We start from the raw sequence: 18169 nt of genomic DNA on the forward strand, positions 1-18169 counted from the left end.
CTGAAAATAAGCTTTCTAAGTATTCCCCCTTTTGTTTTCATTTGTTGGACGATCATGGTATCGTCCTATTTTTTTTGCGCATTTATAAGGGTGCCTGGCATCTATCGGGAATCTGGTGCCAGTCACCCCTCATTCACCACCTAACCGTGATTCTCCACAAATCGCTTCATCCGTTTCACCGCTTCCTGCAGCTGCTCCATGCTTGATGCATACGAACAGCGGATAAACCCTTCTCCACCTTTCCCGAATACATTCCCGGGCACAACCGCCACCTTCTCTTCCATCAGGAGTTTTTCTGCAAATTCCTCTGAAGACATTCCCGTCTTTTGAATGGAAGGAAAGGCATAGAACGCTCCTCCCGGGGTGTGGCATGTTAATCCACATTCGTTCAGGGAGTCGACGAAATAGTGACGGCGGTGACGGTAGCTTCTCTTCATTTCCATCACATCGTCCATCCCTTTATCCAGTGCCTCGACTGCTGCATATTGTGCAGGTGTCGACGCGCACATCATGGCATACTGATGGATTTTCAATAAGGATGAAGCAATCTCTTCAGGGGCGCATATATAGCCGAGCCTCCAGCCCGTCATGGCGAACCCTTTGGAGAAGCCGTTGATGACGATGGTCCTTTTTCTCATGTCTTCTAACGAAGCGATTGATACATGGTGATGGTCATAGGCAAGCTCCGCATAAATTTCATCTGAAAAGACGACGAGATCATGCTTCCGGATCACTTCAGCCAGACTCTCTAAATTTCCCCTTTCAAGGACCGTCCCTGTCGGATTGTTCGGAGAACAAAGTAACACAGCTTTTGTTTTTGGCGTGATGGCTGCTTCGAGTTCTTCAGCTGTGACCTTGAAGCCATTTTCCGGTTTGGTTTCGACCGTTACCGGCACTCCCCCCGCCAATTGGACAAGAGGAACGTACGAAACAAAGCCCGGTTCGACGACGATCACTTCATCACCCTGATCGATGATGGCCCTCATACTGATATCAAGTGCCTGTGAAGCCCCGACCGTCACGATGATTTCCGTTTTCGGATCATAGTCAACCGAGTATCCCTCTTTCATATACCGGGCAATCTTTTCCCTCAACTCGAGAAGTCCCGCATTTGCTGTATAGGAGGTATATCCCTGTTCCAAGGAGAGAATCGCCGCTTCCCTCACCGTCCAGGAGGTGACGAAATCCGGCTCCCCTACGCCTAAGGAAATGACCCCTTCCATATTGGCAGCGAGATCGAAGAATTTCCTGATTCCTGAAGGCTTTAAATTCTTAACTGATTGAGCTATGTATGATGTCTTGGTTGTCATGGGGACACCACGATTCTTCTATCTTCTCCATGATCACCGAAGATCGTTCCATCATGCTTATATTTCTTCAATTGAAAATGTGTGGTCGTTGATAGGACAGAATCCAGGGTCGAGAGCTTTTCAGACACGAATGTCGCCACTTCATGCATGGACCGCCCTTCAACCGTCACGGACAGGTCGTACGCCCCAGACATCAGGTAGACGCTTTTCACTTCTTTATACCGGTAAATCCGGTGAGCCACTTCATCAAAGCCCACCCCTCTTTTCGGAGCGACTTTTACATCAATCATGGCCGTCACACCTTCATGGCCTTCCACTTTCGACCAGTCCACAATCGAGCTATATCTGACAAGAATATTCGCTTTTTCAAGCTTCTCAACCGCTTCCTCAATTTCCTTTGCCGGCACTTGAAGCATTTTTCCTAAATCTTCTGTCGAAATCCTTGCATCCTTCTGTAATATCCTTACTAAATCAAGCTCCATTTCTCTCAGTTGCATTTTGCTTCCTCCTCATCCCCACTAAATGGTTTCATTATATCAGAAGTCACGTATATGAAAAGAGTCAACCTATTCCCCCCTTTAAAGGGAATGGATATGTCAGAAACTTCAATTCAAGGTGTGAAATGAGGAATTGGGGGTAAAATATCTATAATCAATACAGAAAGGAGTGAGGAAAAATGAAAGAAAACGATTTCTCCAGAGTGGTGGAGGTGAACGGCACCAATGTTTACTTTGAATATCACGAACATCCCACTGCCTCTGAGACCTTCGTCCTTCTTCATGGATTCCTATCATCCATCTTCAGCTTCAGGCGGCTTACACCTCTTTTGAAAGAACATTATAATGTCGTTTCCATCGACCTTCCTCCTTTCGGAAACAGCGGAAAACACAACAACTTCGTTTATTCTTACGACAACCTTGCCAATACGGTCATCGCCTTACTGGACCATCTGAAGGTAAGCAACATCCATTTGACGGGGCATTCCATGGGTGGGCAGATCGCCTTGAATGTCATGAAAAAGGCCCCTGACTTAGTGGAAAAAGGCGTCCTGCTCTGCAGTTCAGGATATCTAAAGAGGATGAATTGGCCTGTCACGATGCTGAGTCACATCCCTTTTTTCCATCTTTACGTAAAACTGTGGCTTACTCGCTCAGGTGTCCGCAATAACCTTGAAAACGTCGTGCATGACTCTACCATGATTGACGATGAAATGATGTTTGGATATTTGAAACCTTTCCTGGAGGATGATATTTTCAAAGCGCTGACAAGGATGATACGGGACCGCGAAGGAGATCTTTCGGTGAATGACCTGCGAAATATCCAAACACCCTGCCTCCTCGTTTGGGGAGAGCATGACAGGGTGGTACCTTTATCAACGGGAGAGAGGCTGAACCAGGATATCCCGAACTCGAAACTCGTGGTACTGAAAGAGACGGGGCATCTTGTACCCGAAGAAAAGCCAAGGGAAGTATTGGAAAATATTCACGCATTTGTTTCCGCTGCTCCAGAAGAAGTTTCGGATGAGGCCAGGACAGAGCCTCTATTTCAAAAAGGACTTTCCCAAACGCTTCTAACTGAAACGTAGGGAGAAGTCCCTTTTTTCTTGTGTTGGAAAAGAAATCAAATGACTAACGGTAAGACATATCATTTTCATCTTTTTCGTTTCCATCATATGATTATACTTACAAATACATAAACGAAAGGGGAAAGAATAATGAGTAGATTTGAAGAAATCATCGACCGGAAAGGGTCCTCCTCCGTTAAGTGGGACCTCACGAAAACCGTGTTTGGGAGAGACGATGTCCTGCCTATGTGGGTGGCAGATATGGATTTCCTTCCGCCTGAGGCTGTATTGGAAGCGCTCGGGAACAGACTGAAGCACGGGATCTTTGGCTACACATTTGTAGGGGATGAAACAGCGGCAAGCATTAAAGATTGGGTTCAAAAACGCCACGGCTGGGAAATCGAGACAACCTGGCTGCAATACAGTCCCGGAGTCGTTCCCGCTATATCAACGATCATTCAGGCACTCACTGTTCCCGGAGACAAAGTGCTAGTCCAATCTCCCGTCTATACTCCATTTTTCAGCCTGGTGGAGGATAATGACAGGGAAATTGTCAATGCCCGACTGCAGTATCGTGAAGGGAGATATTCCATCGACTTTCATGCCTTTGAAGAATCCCTTAAAACAGGTGTGAAGCTATTCCTTCTGTGCAACCCTCATAATCCGAGCGGACGGGTGTGGAAGAAAGAAGAACTGATCAAAATGGCTGAATTATGTCACAAGTACAACGTCTTGATTGTTTCGGATGAAATCCATTCAGATCTGGTTTATAAAAATCATACGCATACTCCCCTCGCCTCTTTGGATGATACATTCCGGGATATGACGATTACTTGCATTGCACCGAGCAAAACCTTTAACCTTGCAGGTTTACAGGCTTCAGCCATGATCACTCCAAATGCTGAAATCAGGGAAAAGATTGCAGGCGTTCATAAAAAGCAAGGCTTCTTTACTCTCAATACACTCGGCATCATTGGAATGGAAACGGCTTATCGCCACGGAGAAGAGTGGTTGGATGAAATCCTGGATTATCTGCAGGAAAATGTAACCGTCACGAAGGAATTCATTGAAGAACACCTGCCTGAACTGCAAGTCGTGGAAGCAGAAGGGACATATCTCCTCTGGATCGATTGCACGAAGTTGAATCTATCAGATGATGAACTGAAAAATCGACTATTAGAAAAAGGAAGACTTGCTTTGGAACCGGGGACGAAATATGGTCCTGGCGGGGAAGGATTTGTCCGCATGAACATTGCATGTCCACGGGAGACGCTGATGGATGGTCTGACAAGATTAAGATCCGCATTGAATTAAAAAAATGTACCAGGTACGAATCGGGACGATTCGTACCTGGTACATTTTTTAACGGCTACTTCTTATCGCTTTTGATCTCTCCACAGGCAATGCGTTTACCGGAATCCCCCGAGGGTTGTGTCATCCCGTCATCTTTGTTTTCATCAATGATGAGTGAAGTCCCTTCTTTCGTGAAGAGGGATGTCTTCCCCTTTGATAAGGTAACCATCGGTGCCATGAGCTTCACCTTCACCGTGCCGTCATCCCCCACGATGAGGTTGGGCAGATCTCCGCCGTGGGCCCCTTCAGGATGAAGCAGTCCATGCTTCGTGTCGTCAGGATTGAAGTGATTACCTGACGATACGAAATCCGGCCGCTTACATACTCCTTTTTCATGTATATGGATTCCGTGCTCCCCCGGAGGAAGTCCTTCGAGATCCAATGCGACCTCCACTCCGTCAGATTGTTCCTGTAGGGTGGCATTCCCCAGTGAATCACCGTTCTCATTTTTCATTTCCACTTCTAGCTTTTTCGGATTTTCGATAGCACATCCGCTTATAAGGAGTGTGATCATGACCATATATAATAGGGATAATTTTTTCATATCGCTCTTCCTCCATCTCTGCATACTCTTTCACCATTGTTGACTCCTGTGGTGAAAATTATTCCTATTTCCATGAAGAGTTGCCGTATGAAGGATATCCATCAGGACGAAAAAAACACGCTCAGGAGGCGTGTTTCGATTTTCTATTCTGTTCTCCTCTGAACCCTTGCTTCTTCTTCCATTTTCTTCGTTTTCAATTCTTCGCGCTTTGAAGCTTTCTGGATGATCCGGAATGTAAGGAGGGCAGCAATCACAAAAATGGCCATCGTAATGCCGGCTGGGATATATTCTGTCTTATCTTCGGGAAAATAGAGAAATAAATTTAATATAAATGAAGAAAGCATGGTACGCTCCTTTCGAAAACAAACTCTTTGTCTATTATAACAACTCTCTAAAGGACAAACCAACTTCAAATCGTCACCTTTTTAACGATTTATTGAACGTCCACCCGACAATTTCCGAGGAAATACCTCTTTTTTCCCTATATAAAAAAGCCGTAAACCCACAAAAATGGTGTTCACGGCTCTTTCAGGTTTATTTTACAACCTTGATGTTTTCAATCACGACGTCTTCTTTTGGAAGGTCGTTCGCCCCTACTTCTACGTTGGCGATCTTATCCACGATGTCCATGCCGTCAACCACTTGTCCAAACACAGTGTGCTTTTGATCAAGCCATGGCGTTCCACCGTTCTCCATGTAGGCATCGACGATCGGTTCCGGGAATCCGGCAGATTTCATCTGGTCTTCCAACTGAGGATCGATGTCACTTTTTTGTACGATGAAGAATTGGCTGCCATTTGTATCAGGACCGGCATTCGCCATCGAAAGGGCACCGCGAAGATTGAATAATTCCGGTGAAAATTCATCTTCGAATGATTCTCCGTAGATGCTTTCTCCACCCGTTCCGTTTCCATTCGGGTCTCCGCCCTGAATCATGAAGTCTTTAATGACCCGGTGGAATTTCAAGCCATCGTAATACCCATCTTTACTGTGTTTTATGAAGTTCTCCACGGTTTTGGGAGCCTGCTCTGGGAATAATTTGATCTTGATGGTTCCCATGGATGTTTTCATTTCAACTAATTTTTCGTTTTCAGCAACTTCTGTTGTCAGCTGAGGATACGTCATATCTTCATCTCCTTTGGATTCTTCTGTTGTTTTCTGCTTCTCGGATGCTTTTGGCTTTTCTTCAGTGGTATCTCCCTTTTCTGTTTGTCCACATGAGGCAAGAACTAAACCTAGTAAACAGAGGGTAACGATCATTAAACGCTTCATATATGTACCTCCACATGTTACCTTTATAGTAGTTATTTCTCAGTTTCATTCTGCTTACATTATAATAGAGATTGATGTATTAGAGGAGGTTTTTTATGAAAAACATTCAAATTGGTGATTATGTCACAGCTTTTTATAAAACGGGAAAATATGTAGGCGAGGTCACAGGGGAACGACCCGGTGCCTTTGTCGTGAAGATTCAGGCTGTCTTAAAGCATCCGAGGCAAGGCGACCTGCACAACCCTCAAGCTGTGGACGTGCCTTTGTTTCATGAACGGAAAGCACTTGCCCACGGTGAGCGTGCCAACATGCCGGAGAAAATGGTCAAGCCATATGACGGGGACATCCCCGATTACAATGAAACACTTATCCATTCATTCTTAACGTTGAAGGAAGAACTTGAAGCAGACGGTTCCCCACACGCGCAAAAGAGTCTTGAAACACTGCAATCCATTCAAAGGGAATACGAACTGATGTATAACCTCACATTTTAATGAAAGACGGGGACGGACCTTCAAATGAAGGTCCGTCCCCGTCTTTTCATGCAAGCTGGTTGTAGAATTTCGAGAGGTCGATTCTGTCTCCGATGGTGGTGGGTGCGGCTTTATCGAGGTATTTTTTATCTTTTTCGACCAGGTTGTAGATATGCTGGGTGGTAAGGGCGTCATCCAACGCTTTATGGTGCTTTCCGACACCTTCCCTTCCATATTCCTGGACGGCCTTCCATAGTCCCGTCTGGTTCTGATCACCGAAGAAGCGCTTATATTCCATGGATAAATCGACGAATTGAGCTTGGAAAGGAAATGATACGCCCGCCTGCGCGCAGTTATCGCGAAGTACCTTCATATCCATGTTTCCCCACGTCACTACCTTCGCGACTCCCAAATCATTCAACCCTTTAAAATAATCAATCAGACATTGGAACGATATCCCTGAATCCACTTCATTCTGGCTGATGGATAAAAATCGTTTGCAGCGGTTGGTCAGTTTGGGGAATGCAGTCGGTTTCACATAAGAGGAAAACGTATCTGACACTTTCCCGAACTCTACCACCACTACCCCGGCTTCGATGATTTCAGGGAAGAAACCTTTGGGGACCCTATGTCGTTCCGGCATAGAAAACTCAAAATCTATAAACACAAGCTGTTCCGCTTTCGCCACGTATACTCCCTCCTCAAAATGTAGATAAGACCCCAATTCATTTATAATAAAAAAATTCAGGATAATCGTATTTCTTTACTCCATCCGAAAGGAGAACTGTGCGATGCGCAGCATTTCTCCATACTTCTTATTCTTACATTATATCATGCTAAGTCAGGAAATTATGACTAATTCCCGGTTTTACATGCGAATAAATGTTATTCAGTGGACTATGGACCAAATCTTTAATAAAATGAATATTTAGGTATACGAAATAAAAAAACATATAGAAGGTGTTAATTATTTCACAAAAAAGAAAGAATCTAACCATCATGCTCATGGCCAATTTTCTGGTGGCGGCCAGCGCAACAATGGTGCTGCCCTTTTTATCTCTTTACATTGAAACCTTTGGCACTTATAGTCACGAATATGTCCAGCGCTGGTCAGGTTTTGTCTTTGGAGTTACATTCTTAACGGCGTTCTTCATATCTCCCCTATGGGGTCGGATCGGGGATCGTTTTGGATATAAGCCGATCCTTCTCATCACTGGATACGGGATTGCAACTTCCATCTTCTTAATGGGGTTTATGCATTCCGTTGGGGGACTGTTCATTCTGCGGGGGATCATGGGGGCGGTGACGGGGTTCATCCCTACATCGATGGCCCTCATCTCCTCCCAGACCCCTAAGGAAGAAGCGGGAAGGACACTTGGCACCCTTCAGATGGGAACCGTATCAGGCGGGTTATTCGGTCCGGTGATTGGAGGACTGTTGGCAGACAATGTGGGATTTTCCTACACGTTTATCTTCACTTCCATCGCCATCGCCACTGCTGCGACCGTCGTACTTCTCGGGATCGATGAACAAAGAAGCAGGGAACAACGGGATCAACGGAACAAATACTCGAGTAAAGAAGTCCTGCAGCATATCTTTGATCATAAATTACTCTTGACGGTCCTTATCCTTTCCTGCCTGATTCAAGTGGCGAACTTCAGCATACAGCCACTTCTCGCCCTGTATGTAGATGAACTCACCTCTTCTAGTAATCTGGCATTTTTAGCAGGAATCGCCTTTTCAGCGACGGGATTCGGAAACTTGATTGCGACGAGAAGATGGGGACAGCTCGGTGACGATATCGGGTATGAAAAGGTTTTATCCATCCTTCTCGTTCTCGCCTCTATCTTCATCGTTCCACAGGCACTGGCTGTCGAGCTGTGGCAGCTCGTTCTTTTCCGGTTCCTGTTCGGAATTGCGATCGGAGGTATGATTCCTTGCGTCACTGCCTACATTCGTCAGGAGGCACCATTGAGTATGCAGGGAGAAGTCCTTGGATATAATCAGAGCTTCCGATTTCTTGGAAATGTGATCGGACCGGCCTTTGGAGGCATTGTATCCGGATATATTGGCATTTCTTCCGTTTTTTATGTAACAGGTGCTTTATTCTTAGGAGCATTTGGATTATTATGGTGGAGTATACATCATTCTGAATCTCAAAGCCATGTGAAAGAATACTAGAAAAGTAGAGTGAGATATGAGAGTTTTTGCAGGTTATGTAACGGTGATTAGTTTTATACTCATCTTTTTCACCACGTTATTTTTTGCGACGGGTGAATGGAACAAGGTACAAAGCTTTCAACAGGAGTTGGAGCATGCAGTGAGTACCGAGTCCATCGACCTGAATCGTACAAGCTTATTACTTGATCAGGACGGTAAGGTCTTTTCTGAGGTGAACCGGCCTTACCGTCTATATGTGCCGGACGAGAAGATCCCCTCGTTCCTAAAGGATATACTGGTCGCATCTGAAGATCAGCACTTTTACGAACACGTCGGTTTCGATGCTGGCGCAATCCTCCGGGCTGTCGTGAAAAATCTGGTGTTCACCCATATCCAGCAGGGAGGGAGTACCATTACCCAGCAGTTGGCCCGGAACTTATATCTGGGACAGGAAAAAACCTATAATCGTAAACTGACCGAGTTGTTTTATGCACATGAAATTGAAAAATCCTTATCAAAGGATGAAATACTGGAGTTATATATGAACGTCATTTACTTCAGTAATGGAGTATACGGGATCGAAACAGCCTCCCAATACTATTTTCAAAAAAGTGTCTCCGATCTTAACCAGGCGGAGATGGCGTTCATCGCTTCAATCCCGAATAATCCGGGTAAATATGATCCCGTTGACCATTTCGATCAAACGAAGGTTCGTCAGGAGCGACTGCTCGATATTCTTGTGAGCACATCAAAATTATCGAAGGATGAAGCGGAGAAATTAAAGAAAATACCGATCACCCTGAATGTCCGCAAGAAGACTGATCTCTATCCCGACTATGCCTTTTATGTAGAAAACGAGCTGAAGGAACTGATCGCTCTAAACGAAGGCTATAAGCTGGAACTGGAAAATGCCGCATCTGAAGAGGAAAAGAAGCGGATCGCCGGGAAGCTCGAGGAGCGATTTCAGGACGTGATTTCGTCAGGTGTCAGGATTCAAACGGCGTTGCGGCCCGCTCTTCAACAAAAAAGTGTCCGGGCTTTGAATGAACAGCTAAATGCAGAATTACAGGGAGCAACTGTCACCATCGACAATAAGTCCAGAATGATTGTTGCCTTATCCGGTGGCAGGGATTACCAGAAATATAATTTCAATCATGCGTTCCAAGCCTTCAGGCAGCCTGGTTCGGTTATTAAACCGCTGCTCGTATATGGTCCCTATATTGAGAAATTCAAGGCCGGGATCAATGACAAAGTCAATGCCAATCAATACTGTGTCGGTGAGTATTGTCCGGTCAACTATGGAGGGATCCAGCCGGGTACGGTGACATTGAAACAATCCCTGGCACAATCCTATAACGGCTCGGCGCTTCGTCTCATGGAAAAGGTCGGCATTGAAAAAGCCTTCCAATCCATCTCCCCTTTTTCCTTTGAAAGGGTGATAAAGGAAGATCAAACCTTCGCTTCTTCCATTGGCGGCTTCACTTATGGAATGAGTCCCCTGGAACTGACGGATGCCTATACCTCTTTTATTGACGGCAGTTATCAGGAGAGTCATGCCATCCTTTCCGTCAGTGACAGTCACGGAAAGATTCTTTATCAATGGAAAAAGGACCCGAAGAAAGTCTGGTCAGCAGATACCACTGCTAAAATAAGAAAAATGCTCAATGAAGGGGCGACAGCCGGAACCGGAAGAGCCGCGTATGTATCCAAGCCGTATGTAGGAATCAAAACCGGCACGACCAATAACTATCATGATTACTGGGTGATGGGTTTGACCGACACCCTTACGACAGGCGTTTGGGTCGGCCATGATATTCCCCGTGATATGAGTGAGATCGAGCAAAAGCGTCCAAGTCATAAAGTCTGGCAGGAAATCATGGAATGATCTTATATCAAAAAAGCGTCTGCAGCATGTGCTGCAGACGCTTTTTCTATTATAACTTTACCTTCGACATAATCGGGAGACTTGCCATTACTCCGTTATAAAGCTTCAAAAAAACAAAGAAGATCGTCAAAAATAACGAAGACCATGAGAATACTTGCAAACTCACCACTCCGAAGATCCCCCATTTCGAGAGGGACGGACTTATTTTATACACAAAGTAGATAAAATAAGCGATCGAACTGAGTGCAAAAATGATGAAAAGCCCTAAAAAAGACTTTAGACTCACCACAGACACCAAGCCCCCGATGAAGTAAATCATCGAGCCTGTACGAACAAGATTATACAACTGCCCATCCGAATCCGTGGCAAAAAACAGCATGGATACCCCATTGATGGTCTCAGCAATCAGTTTTAAAGCCGCGAACACCATGAAGAAGGCGACCATTAACAGGATCAAAATGGCAAGCTTAAGCTGTATATCGGATAAAAACTCCCTCATGCCCGGGTAGACACCGATTTTTTTAAATACGTCCACGAAGACTCCCACTCCATAAACGGAAAACGTCAGACTAAACAATAGTATCGAAAAAAGGGGTAAATAACTTGTTAAGTATGTATTTTTCACTCAAAACTCTCCCATAACGATTCTTCATTCACTCTCATCATAATCGTTTATGGAGATCTTGAAAAGGGTATAGAAACAGAAGGAACAATGACAATATGCCTATCTCTCCTTATCATCTATAAACAAAAAAACACCCCTTCTGTTATGGAAGAAAGGGCCGTTTCATTGAAGGGAATGAGAATGGGGTACCACTCTGATATATTCCCTGGATTCAAATGGTTGTCTCCCGCGTGCGGGTTCTTTCGTCATTTCCTCTTCCACTTCTTCCGTTTCACCATATTGAACCGGTTTGATATTCATACTCGTCGGGTCTTCGGTCTCAATGATTTCCCGGTTAAATCGATCTTCGGTTTCCACCATCCACGCAAAGCCAAAAAAAGCAAAAAATATGGTCGTAACCGCTACTGTTTTCTTTTTCATAACTTCACCCCTTTGTGGATAGGATTCTCCAATTTGACCGAAACTATTCTGGAAGTGTCGAGAATCGAGGAGAAAATCCAACAAATTTTTCTACATGCATTTCCACGTATCTTCATATTTAATACTTCTTGAAAGTTGTGATATGAATGGGATGCTGAGTAATGCAAGCATTTATTTTTTACGTTATAATGCTTTTTAGGGTTCAGCTTCGGTCGAGTAATGAAGAATGTTGCCGAATAATGAATAAGGTCGACATGAGACCATGTTGAGAATAAACGATTATGATAAAGAGGGGGGTTTTAAATGACTTTATTACATTGGGCAATTGTATCGCCCTTTTTATTTGCGATACTTATTCCATTTCTATATAAAGCATTTCGGAATGTACATACCGGTTGGTTCGTACTATTGTTGCCGGCAGCTTTATTCACGTACTTTTTTCAATTCATCTCCATTACAAGAAATGGGGATACCGTCAAGGAAACCTTGGAGTGGATGCCTTCCTTCGGGATCAACTTCACCGCTTACGTAGATGGCCTTGGATTACTATTTGCCATGCTCATCACGGGAATCGGTTCACTGGTTGTCCTTTACTCCATTTATTACTTAGATAAGAAGAAGGAGCAATTACATAATTTTTATGTGTACTTAATGATGTTCATGGGAGCGATGTTGGGCGTTGTCCTTTCCGACAACCTGATCGTTCTTTATATGTTCTGGGAATTCACTTCTATTTCATCATTCTTATTGATCGGTTACTGGTATCACCGTGAGCGTTCCAGATATGGAGCACAGAAATCCATGCTCATCACGGTATTCGGGGGACTCAGCATGCTTGGAGGATTCCTGCTCCTTTATCTAATGGGCGGAACTTTCAGCATCAGGGAATTAGTCGGACAAGCTGATCAGCTTATGACACAGGCACTTTTCCTTCCTGCCTTGCTTCTAGTACTGTTGGGAGCATTCACAAAATCCGCTCAGTTCCCATTTCACATCTGGCTGCCGGATGCCATGGAAGCACCAACACCGGTCAGTGCATATCTGCACTCCGCCACGATGGTTAAAGCAGGTATCTATCTTGTCGCCCGCTTAAGCCCGATATTCGCAGAATCAAGCGTTTGGCTATGGCTCGTCGGCGGCGTGGGGATCTTCACTTTATTCTGGGGTTCTTTCAACGCCGTAAAGCAGACGGACCTAAAAGGGATCCTCGCCTTTTCCACCGTCAGTCAACTGGGCCTCATCATGTCCCTGTTGGGAGTGGGAGCGGCAGCTCTTCATTACACAGAGCTTGATGATAACATTTATATGGTGGCAACACTCGCCGCCGTATTCCATTTGATCAACCACGCGACCTTCAAAGGAAGTTTATTCATGGTCGTCGGGATCATTGATCATGAAACGGGTACCCGGGATATCCGAAAGCTTGGCGGGCTGATGAATTTCATGCCCATCACGTTCACCATCGCCATTATCGGAGCATTCTCCATGGCCGGGCTTCCTCCTTTCAACGGATTCCTCTCCAAGGAGATGTTCTTTACAGGAATGGTCAGGGTCCTTGAAATGGATATTTTCAACCTGGATACATTCGGCATGATCTTTCCGCTCCTTGCGTGGGTAGGAAGTGTGTTCACGTTTATTTACAGTATGATCCTGGTCTTCAAAACCTTTACCGGGAAGCATCAGCCGGAGAAGCTCGAAAAGAAACCGCATGAAGCCCCTCTTGGAATGTTGATCTCACCGATCATCCTGGCTTCGCTCGTGGTCATCTTCGGTTTCTTCCCGAACATCCTGTCAGAGCGGATCATCGCGCCGGCAGTGGCTGCCATTACCCCAAGCCTGATCCAGGAGGGATATGAGGTCGAAACGCATATTTCATTCTGGCATGGATTTACACCTGAGCTATTCATGACATTCGGGGTCATTCTATTCGGTATCCTGTTGTATCTCCTCTTTCCTTCATGGAAAAAGGTGTACACATGGATCCCTGAGCGCTTTACTTTGAATTCTTTCTATGATGGAGGTCTCATCAAGAGTGAGCGTGGCGCCCATAACTTTACAAGTGGTTATATGACAGGCTTTATCCGTACGTATCTGGTGTACATCTTCTCCTTCTTGATTGCCATTTCATTGTTTGCGATGTGGTTCAAAGGGGCATTCGCCATCAATATGGAAGAAGTTGCTCCAGTCGGGATTTATGAGATTGCCATCGCGCTTCTCCTTGTCATCAGTTCTGTCACTATCCTGTTTGCGAAATCACGACTGACGTCCATCATTTCGCTTGGTGCTGCAGGATATACCGTTTCACTATTCTTTGTGTTATTCCGCGCCCCGGACCTGGCCCTGACACAGCTTGTCATTGAAACCGTGTCGGTGGCCCTGTTCTTACTTTGCTTCTACCACCTGCCTAAATTAAGCAGGCATGAAGAACGCATGCGGTTTAAACTCGGGAACGCACTCATATCGATCGGGGTCGGAGTGGTCGTCGCTTTATTCGCCATCTCTTCCTACAGCTCGAAGATGTTTGAGTCCATTTCGAAGTATTATATTGAGAATACCCACGATAAAGCCGGCGGGGAAAACATGGTCAACGTCATCCTCGTAGACTTCCGTGGGTTTGATACGATGTTTGAAATTTGCGTCTTGGCCATTGCGGCACTCGGCATATACTCCATGATCAAATTGCGCCTTACAAGGAGGGATGAAGGATGAAAGCAAAAGTAAAAACGAATGATGTCATCCTGCAGACCGTTACCAATGTGGTCGCATTCATCATCATCCTGTTCTCGCTGCGACTCTTCTTCTCGGGTCACTACACTCCGGGGGGAGGATTCATCGGGGGCTTGATGACGTCGGGGGCCATTGTGTTACTATTACTCGCTTATGACATCAAGACCGTCGCCACCATTTTACCGGTGGATTACAAGATCATCACGGCGATCGGCCTGTTCTTTTCAGTGGCTACGGGTGCGGGGGCTTTATTGTTCGATGTTCCTTTCCTTACCCACGCGTACGATTATTTCCACCTTCCCTTGTTGGGGAAGACATCGCTGCACACAGCCGTCCTCTTTGACACAGGCGTGTATCTGGTGGTCATCGGGGTCACCATGACCATCATTCAAACGATTGGGGTGAGCGAATAATGGAGATCATCATGGCCGTCGTCGTCGGAATCCTATTTACAAGCGCCGTTTACTTAATGTTATCCAAGAGCTTGCTCCGGATCATCATCGGGACAGCCCTGTTAAGCCACGGTGCCCATTTATTGATCCTTTCCGTGAGTGGCCTTAAAGGGGGAGCTGCGCCTCTGCTCGGGGAACACGCTGAATCATATGTCGATCCCCTGCCCCAGGCATTGATCCTGACGGCAATCGTTATCAGCTTTGGAGTGACAGCTTTCTTCCTCGTTCTCGCTTATCGGGCATATCAGGAGCTTGGCACGGATAATATGGATCAGATGAGAGGTAACGAAGGAAATGACTAACTTATTAATACTACCGATTCTAATCCCGTTATTCACGGCGATTATCTTAATGTTTATCAGCAAATATGTGAAACTGCAGCGAGGGATCTCAGCTCTGTCAACTCTGGCTACCGTAGCAGCATCCCTTGTACTGATCAATACGGTTCACCATGACGGAATCCAGACGGTGAACCTCGGAAGCTGGGAAGCTCCTTTTGGGATTACCCTCGTTTCCGACATGCTCTCTGCCTTACTTGTGACGACGACAAGTATCATAGCCCTTGTCGTGCTTCTTTACTCGTTTAAGTCGATAGGAGTGGGCAGGGAGCGATTCTACTATTATCCTGTCGTTCAATTTCTATTGGTTGGAGTGAACGGGGCTTTCACAACAGGTGATATCTTCAACCTTTTCGTCTTTTTCGAAGTAATGCTGATGAGTTCTTATGTCCTGTTGGTCCTCGGCGGGACGAAGGCACAGCTGCGTGAAGGAATCAAATACATTCTCGTGAATGTGATCTCCTCCGCACTATTCGTCATCACCGTTGCATACCTGTATTCAGTCGTTGGAACGCTGAATATGGCGGATATTTCGAGGAAAATAGCCGTAGTGGATCAGCCGGGAATTCTAACAGCCATCGCCATCCTGTTCCTATTGGTCTTTGGCCTTAAAGGCGCGATCTTTCCGCTATACTTTTGGCTGCCAGGCTCATACTATGCGCCGCCGACCCCGGTGCTTGCTCTGTTCGGAGCCCTGCTTACGAAGGTCGGAGTTTATTCGATTATCCGGACATACACGTTATTTTTCTATCACGATACCGGATTCACCCATGAAATCCTGGGTATACTGGCCATCCTTACCATGGTTCTTGGCTGTATCGGCGCCATTGCCTATTGGGATGTTAAAAAGATCATAATCTATAACATTGTCATTGCTGTCGGTGTGATTTTGTTCGGGGTATCGACAATGAACCCTGAAGCAATGGAGGGTGCGATTTATTATTTGGTTCATGACATGATCATCAAGGCCGCTTTATTCCTTCTGGTCGGTGTCATGATTGCCATCACAGGCACGGCCAACCTGAAGAAAATGGGCGGATTGATCAAGCACTATCCTTGGCTTGGATGGACATTCCTTGTCGCCGCATTCTCACTTGCCGGTATCCCCCCTTTAAGCGGTTTTATCGGGAAATTATTAATCGTACGGGGGAGCTTTGCGGCAGAGGCCTACGTAGGAGCAGGAGTCGTCCTCGCATCCAGTCTGTTGGTGCTCTACTCTGTCATCAAGATTTTCGTTAATGGGATTTGGGGAACCCCGAAGGAATATAACGGAGTGTCTAAGGGAGACGCCCGTTACTTATGGATGACGTCTGCTGTACTCGTCGTGCTGGCTGTAGGTTACGGCCTTGGTGCAGAAGCGATGCGTCCACTCTTTTCACAAGCAACCGAAGTACTGGTAAATCCGAATCTCTATATAGACGCAGTGTTAAAGGAGTAATGTAGAATGGCTTTTCAAATATTATTAAACTTTTTCCTGGCCTTTGTCTGGATGTTTCTTTCGGTATCCTTTACTTCTCAGTCATTCTTTATTGGCTTTTTACTAGGATTGCTTGTTATCTTTGCATTCAGAAGATTTTTCAACTCACGGTTTTATTTATTACGGGTGGCTGCCGTGATCAGTCTGTTCTTCCTGTTCTTGAAGGAACTGATCCTGGCAAACATCTCGGTTTTAAAAACGGTCTTGAAACCGAAGTTGGACTTCCAGCCGGGCATCTTCGCTTTACCGACAGAATTAAAGACCGATTGGGAGATTACACTCTTGGCGAATCTGATTACATTGACACCCGGTACGCTGGTCATGGACGTGTCGTACGACAAGAAGATTCTTTATGTTCATGCCATCGATATGCCGGATGTCGATGAAGCCATCAATGAAATTAAGGATTCTTTTGAAAAAGCCATCATGGAGGTGAGCCGCTAATGTTACATCTGATCTTTCAAATCACGTTATTATGCGTCTCCATATCCATGCTCGGCCTCGTTTACCGTGTGGTGAAAGGTCCCACGATCCCTGACCGGGTAGTGGCTCTCGATGCGATCGGGATCAACCTGATCGCCATCATTGCACTCGTTTCGATGATGCTCGATACGTACGCTTTTCTAGAAGTGATCCTGCTTCTCGGAATTCTGGCTTTCATCGGAACCGTCGCCTTTTCAAAGTTCCTGGAGAAAGGGGAGATCATCGAACGTGAGCGAGATCATTAGATTTTTCATTGGATTCTTTTTAGTCATTGGAGGATTTCTCAGCCTGGTCACGGCTTTCGGCGTATTGAGACTTCCTGATGTATATACGAGAAATCATGCTGCTTCTAAAAGTGCGACGCTCGGCGTCATGTCGATCCTGCTCGCCACATTTCTTTACTTTTATCTGGAGCATGGTCACTTCAATTCAAGACTGATCCTGGCCATCGTCTTCATCTTTGTCACAGCGCCGGTTTCCGGCCACCTTATCTCACGTGCCGCCTATAATACCGGCGTCAAACTTTGGGACAAAAGTGTACGGGATGACTTAAAGGATAAAGAACAATATGAGCGTCAGAACAGTCAATAAAAGGAACAAAAAAGGCTTGCCCCCATTTTTTCAAAGGGGCAAGCCTTTTTCTATTCCCTAGCGTTGATACAAGTGATCTTCAACGCTTCCATCCTCTTTATGCACAACCAGTGTCCCGGAATGATCCGTGACATAGTTTTTCGCTTTCGATAGGAGTTTATCCTTTGTACTTTCAACCAGGATGGCCCTCTTCCCATCGGCCTTCTTTAACTGCCAGCCGTCGTCATGGTGAGTAACGTGATATTCGGTCTTCTCCGATGTGCCTCCTTCTTCAGACTGATGGGCACGGTCAGTGGCGATGGCAATCGCCCTTCCCTCTTCATATCCTTCATCCAAAAGGGCATTGGCAATCTCAATGGCTTTGTTCCGTACGTCCACTGGCAGGTTCTTCAGTGAATCAGGGTAATCATTTTTTGTCCAACTCATTTGTATTGCCTCCTAATGTATTGGTTAGTAGTTGATTTCCCATTTTTTCACTGATTAAACATTTCGGTG

At 45.5% G+C, this 18169-nt stretch carries 21 protein-coding genes; 12 read left to right on the forward strand and 9 right to left on the reverse strand.

Annotated elements, in window-relative coordinates:
* Positions 1-140 precede the first annotated feature (140 nt).
* On the reverse strand, positions 141-1310 hold the full coding sequence (locus AC0VXY_RS18470; RefSeq protein WP_475526131.1) for an aminotransferase: 1170 nt from the start codon (positions 1308-1310) through the stop codon (positions 141-143).
* On the reverse strand, positions 1307-1807 hold the full coding sequence (locus tag AC0VXY_RS18475; protein WP_034763838.1) for an Lrp/AsnC family transcriptional regulator: 501 nt from the start codon (positions 1805-1807) through the stop codon (positions 1307-1309). The genes AC0VXY_RS18470 and AC0VXY_RS18475 overlap by 4 nt, the downstream gene beginning before the upstream one ends.
* Positions 1808-1986: 179 nt before the next feature.
* Between AC0VXY_RS18475 and AC0VXY_RS18480 the strand changes: the two genes are divergently transcribed.
* Positions 1987-2895, forward strand: coding sequence for an alpha/beta fold hydrolase (locus AC0VXY_RS18480; protein WP_475526132.1), 909 nt, complete (start codon positions 1987-1989; stop codon positions 2893-2895).
* Between the two features lie 129 nt (positions 2896-3024).
* Entirely contained in the window at positions 3025-4188 is a 1164-nt protein-coding gene (locus AC0VXY_RS18485) for a MalY/PatB family protein (protein ID WP_435989476.1), read from the forward strand.
* A 55-nt stretch (positions 4189-4243) separates the two neighbouring features.
* On the opposite strand, the gene AC0VXY_RS18490 is transcribed toward AC0VXY_RS18485, so the two are convergent.
* The 3 genes from AC0VXY_RS18490 to AC0VXY_RS18500 all read right to left on the reverse strand — a co-directional run bounded on the left by AC0VXY_RS18490 (position 4244) and on the right by AC0VXY_RS18500 (position 5896).
* Complete coding sequence (locus tag AC0VXY_RS18490; protein WP_475526133.1) at positions 4244-4771, reverse strand: superoxide dismutase family protein; 528 nt, start codon at positions 4769-4771, stop codon at positions 4244-4246.
* Positions 4772-4914: 143 nt separating this feature from the next.
* The gene (locus AC0VXY_RS18495) at positions 4915-5115 is read right to left on the reverse strand and encodes a hypothetical protein (protein ID WP_475526134.1); all 201 of its coding nucleotides are present in this window, start codon (positions 5113-5115) and stop codon (positions 4915-4917) included.
* A 190-nt stretch (positions 5116-5305) separates the two neighbouring features.
* Entirely contained in the window at positions 5306-5896 is a 591-nt protein-coding gene (locus AC0VXY_RS18500; RefSeq protein ID WP_475527899.1) for a peptidylprolyl isomerase, read from the reverse strand.
* A 242-nt stretch (positions 5897-6138) separates the two neighbouring features.
* On the opposite strand from AC0VXY_RS18500, the gene kapB reads away from it, so the two are divergent.
* Positions 6139-6537, forward strand: a complete 399-nt coding sequence (gene kapB / locus AC0VXY_RS18505; protein WP_435989472.1) for a kinase-associated lipoprotein KapB — start codon at positions 6139-6141, stop codon at positions 6535-6537.
* A 46-nt stretch (positions 6538-6583) separates the two neighbouring features.
* On the opposite strand, the gene kapD is transcribed toward kapB, so the two are convergent.
* A complete protein-coding gene (gene kapD / locus AC0VXY_RS18510; protein WP_435989471.1) occupies positions 6584-7204 on the reverse strand; it encodes a 3'-5' exonuclease KapD in 621 nt (206 codons plus the stop codon).
* Between the two features lie 281 nt (positions 7205-7485).
* Between kapD and AC0VXY_RS18515 the strand changes: the two genes are divergently transcribed.
* Together AC0VXY_RS18515 and AC0VXY_RS18520 are read left to right on the forward strand one after the other, a co-directional pair.
* Positions 7486-8697: an MFS transporter gene (locus AC0VXY_RS18515; protein ID WP_475527900.1), complete on the forward strand. Its 1212-nt coding sequence runs from the start codon at positions 7486-7488 to the stop codon at positions 8695-8697.
* Between the two features lie 16 nt (positions 8698-8713).
* On the forward strand, positions 8714-10561 hold the full coding sequence (locus tag AC0VXY_RS18520) for a transglycosylase domain-containing protein (RefSeq protein ID WP_475526136.1): 1848 nt from the start codon (positions 8714-8716) through the stop codon (positions 10559-10561).
* Positions 10562-10610: 49 nt separating this feature from the next.
* On the opposite strand, the gene AC0VXY_RS18525 is transcribed toward AC0VXY_RS18520, so the two are convergent.
* A complete protein-coding gene (locus tag AC0VXY_RS18525) occupies positions 10611-11186 on the reverse strand; it encodes a DUF5366 family protein (protein WP_435989469.1) in 576 nt (191 codons plus the stop codon).
* A 162-nt stretch (positions 11187-11348) separates the two neighbouring features.
* Entirely contained in the window at positions 11349-11606 is a 258-nt protein-coding gene (locus AC0VXY_RS18530) for a hypothetical protein (RefSeq protein ID WP_435989468.1), read from the reverse strand.
* A 303-nt stretch (positions 11607-11909) separates the two neighbouring features.
* On the opposite strand from AC0VXY_RS18530, the gene AC0VXY_RS18535 reads away from it, so the two are divergent.
* From AC0VXY_RS18535 to mnhG, 7 genes are read left to right on the forward strand one after another with little or no spacing between them, the layout of a single operon-like run.
* Positions 11910-14315 (forward strand): Na+/H+ antiporter subunit A, encoded by a 2406-nt coding sequence (locus AC0VXY_RS18535; protein ID WP_435989467.1) that lies wholly within the window; start codon positions 11910-11912, stop codon positions 14313-14315.
* Positions 14312-14746, forward strand: coding sequence for a Na(+)/H(+) antiporter subunit B (locus tag AC0VXY_RS18540; protein ID WP_435989466.1), 435 nt, complete (start codon positions 14312-14314; stop codon positions 14744-14746). The genes AC0VXY_RS18535 and AC0VXY_RS18540 overlap by 4 nt, the downstream gene beginning before the upstream one ends.
* A complete protein-coding gene (locus AC0VXY_RS18545; RefSeq protein WP_034763810.1) occupies positions 14746-15087 on the forward strand; it encodes a Na(+)/H(+) antiporter subunit C in 342 nt (113 codons plus the stop codon). Before AC0VXY_RS18540 ends, AC0VXY_RS18545 begins: the two co-directional genes overlap by 1 nt.
* On the forward strand, positions 15080-16561 hold the full coding sequence (locus AC0VXY_RS18550) for a Na+/H+ antiporter subunit D (protein ID WP_435989464.1): 1482 nt from the start codon (positions 15080-15082) through the stop codon (positions 16559-16561). Before AC0VXY_RS18545 ends, AC0VXY_RS18550 begins: the two co-directional genes overlap by 8 nt.
* Positions 16562-16567: 6 nt before the next feature.
* Positions 16568-17044 (forward strand): Na+/H+ antiporter subunit E, encoded by a 477-nt coding sequence (locus AC0VXY_RS18555; protein ID WP_034763805.1) that lies wholly within the window; start codon positions 16568-16570, stop codon positions 17042-17044.
* On the forward strand, positions 17044-17328 hold the full coding sequence (locus AC0VXY_RS18560; protein WP_034763802.1) for a Na(+)/H(+) antiporter subunit F1: 285 nt from the start codon (positions 17044-17046) through the stop codon (positions 17326-17328). The genes AC0VXY_RS18555 and AC0VXY_RS18560 overlap by 1 nt, the downstream gene beginning before the upstream one ends.
* On the forward strand, positions 17312-17674 hold the full coding sequence (mnhG, locus tag AC0VXY_RS18565) for a monovalent cation/H(+) antiporter subunit G (protein WP_098439204.1): 363 nt from the start codon (positions 17312-17314) through the stop codon (positions 17672-17674). Before AC0VXY_RS18560 ends, mnhG begins: the two co-directional genes overlap by 17 nt.
* A 57-nt stretch (positions 17675-17731) precedes the next feature.
* Here mnhG and AC0VXY_RS18570 read toward each other — a convergent pair whose 3' ends face one another.
* Positions 17732-18100: a DUF2188 domain-containing protein gene (locus AC0VXY_RS18570; RefSeq protein ID WP_435989462.1), complete on the reverse strand. Its 369-nt coding sequence runs from the start codon at positions 18098-18100 to the stop codon at positions 17732-17734.
* Between the last annotated feature and the right edge of the window lie 69 nt (positions 18101-18169).

It is taken from the genome of Rossellomorea sp. QJM3NY_18, assembly GCF_056173145.1.

Excerpts from the sequence above, each read along its gene's own strand:
- AC0VXY_RS18480 (WP_475526132.1), top strand. The coding sequence starts at position 1,987 with ATGAAAGAAAACGATTTCTCCAGAGTGGTGGAGGTGAACGGCACCAAT.
- AC0VXY_RS18475 (WP_034763838.1), bottom strand. The coding sequence starts at position 1,807 with ATGCAACTGAGAGAAATGGAGCTTGATTTAGTAAGGATATTACAGAAG.
- AC0VXY_RS18500 (WP_475527899.1), bottom strand. The coding sequence starts at position 5,896 with ATGACGTATCCTCAGCTGACAACAGAAGTTGCTGAAAACGAAAAATTA.
- AC0VXY_RS18495 (WP_475526134.1), bottom strand. The coding sequence starts at position 5,115 with ATGCTTTCTTCATTTATATTAAATTTATTTCTCTATTTTCCCGAAGAT.
- AC0VXY_RS18470 (WP_475526131.1), bottom strand. The coding sequence starts at position 1,310 with ATGACAACCAAGACATCATACATAGCTCAATCAGTTAAGAATTTAAAG.
- AC0VXY_RS18550 (WP_435989464.1), top strand. The coding sequence starts at position 15,080 with ATGACTAACTTATTAATACTACCGATTCTAATCCCGTTATTCACGGCG.
- AC0VXY_RS18490 (WP_475526133.1), bottom strand. The coding sequence starts at position 4,771 with ATGAAAAAATTATCCCTATTATATATGGTCATGATCACACTCCTTATA.
- AC0VXY_RS18540 (WP_435989466.1), top strand. The coding sequence starts at position 14,312 with ATGAAAGCAAAAGTAAAAACGAATGATGTCATCCTGCAGACCGTTACC.
- AC0VXY_RS18570 (WP_435989462.1), bottom strand. The coding sequence starts at position 18,100 with ATGAGTTGGACAAAAAATGATTACCCTGATTCACTGAAGAACCTGCCA.
- AC0VXY_RS18545 (WP_034763810.1), top strand. The coding sequence starts at position 14,746 with ATGGAGATCATCATGGCCGTCGTCGTCGGAATCCTATTTACAAGCGCC.
- AC0VXY_RS18530 (WP_435989468.1), bottom strand. The coding sequence starts at position 11,606 with ATGAAAAAGAAAACAGTAGCGGTTACGACCATATTTTTTGCTTTTTTT.
- AC0VXY_RS18520 (WP_475526136.1), top strand. The coding sequence starts at position 8,714 with ATGAGAGTTTTTGCAGGTTATGTAACGGTGATTAGTTTTATACTCATC.
- AC0VXY_RS18485 (WP_435989476.1), top strand. The coding sequence starts at position 3,025 with ATGAGTAGATTTGAAGAAATCATCGACCGGAAAGGGTCCTCCTCCGTT.
- AC0VXY_RS18560 (WP_034763802.1), top strand. The coding sequence starts at position 17,044 with ATGTTACATCTGATCTTTCAAATCACGTTATTATGCGTCTCCATATCC.
- kapB (WP_435989472.1), top strand. The coding sequence starts at position 6,139 with ATGAAAAACATTCAAATTGGTGATTATGTCACAGCTTTTTATAAAACG.
- AC0VXY_RS18535 (WP_435989467.1), top strand. The coding sequence starts at position 11,910 with ATGACTTTATTACATTGGGCAATTGTATCGCCCTTTTTATTTGCGATA.
- AC0VXY_RS18555 (WP_034763805.1), top strand. The coding sequence starts at position 16,568 with ATGGCTTTTCAAATATTATTAAACTTTTTCCTGGCCTTTGTCTGGATG.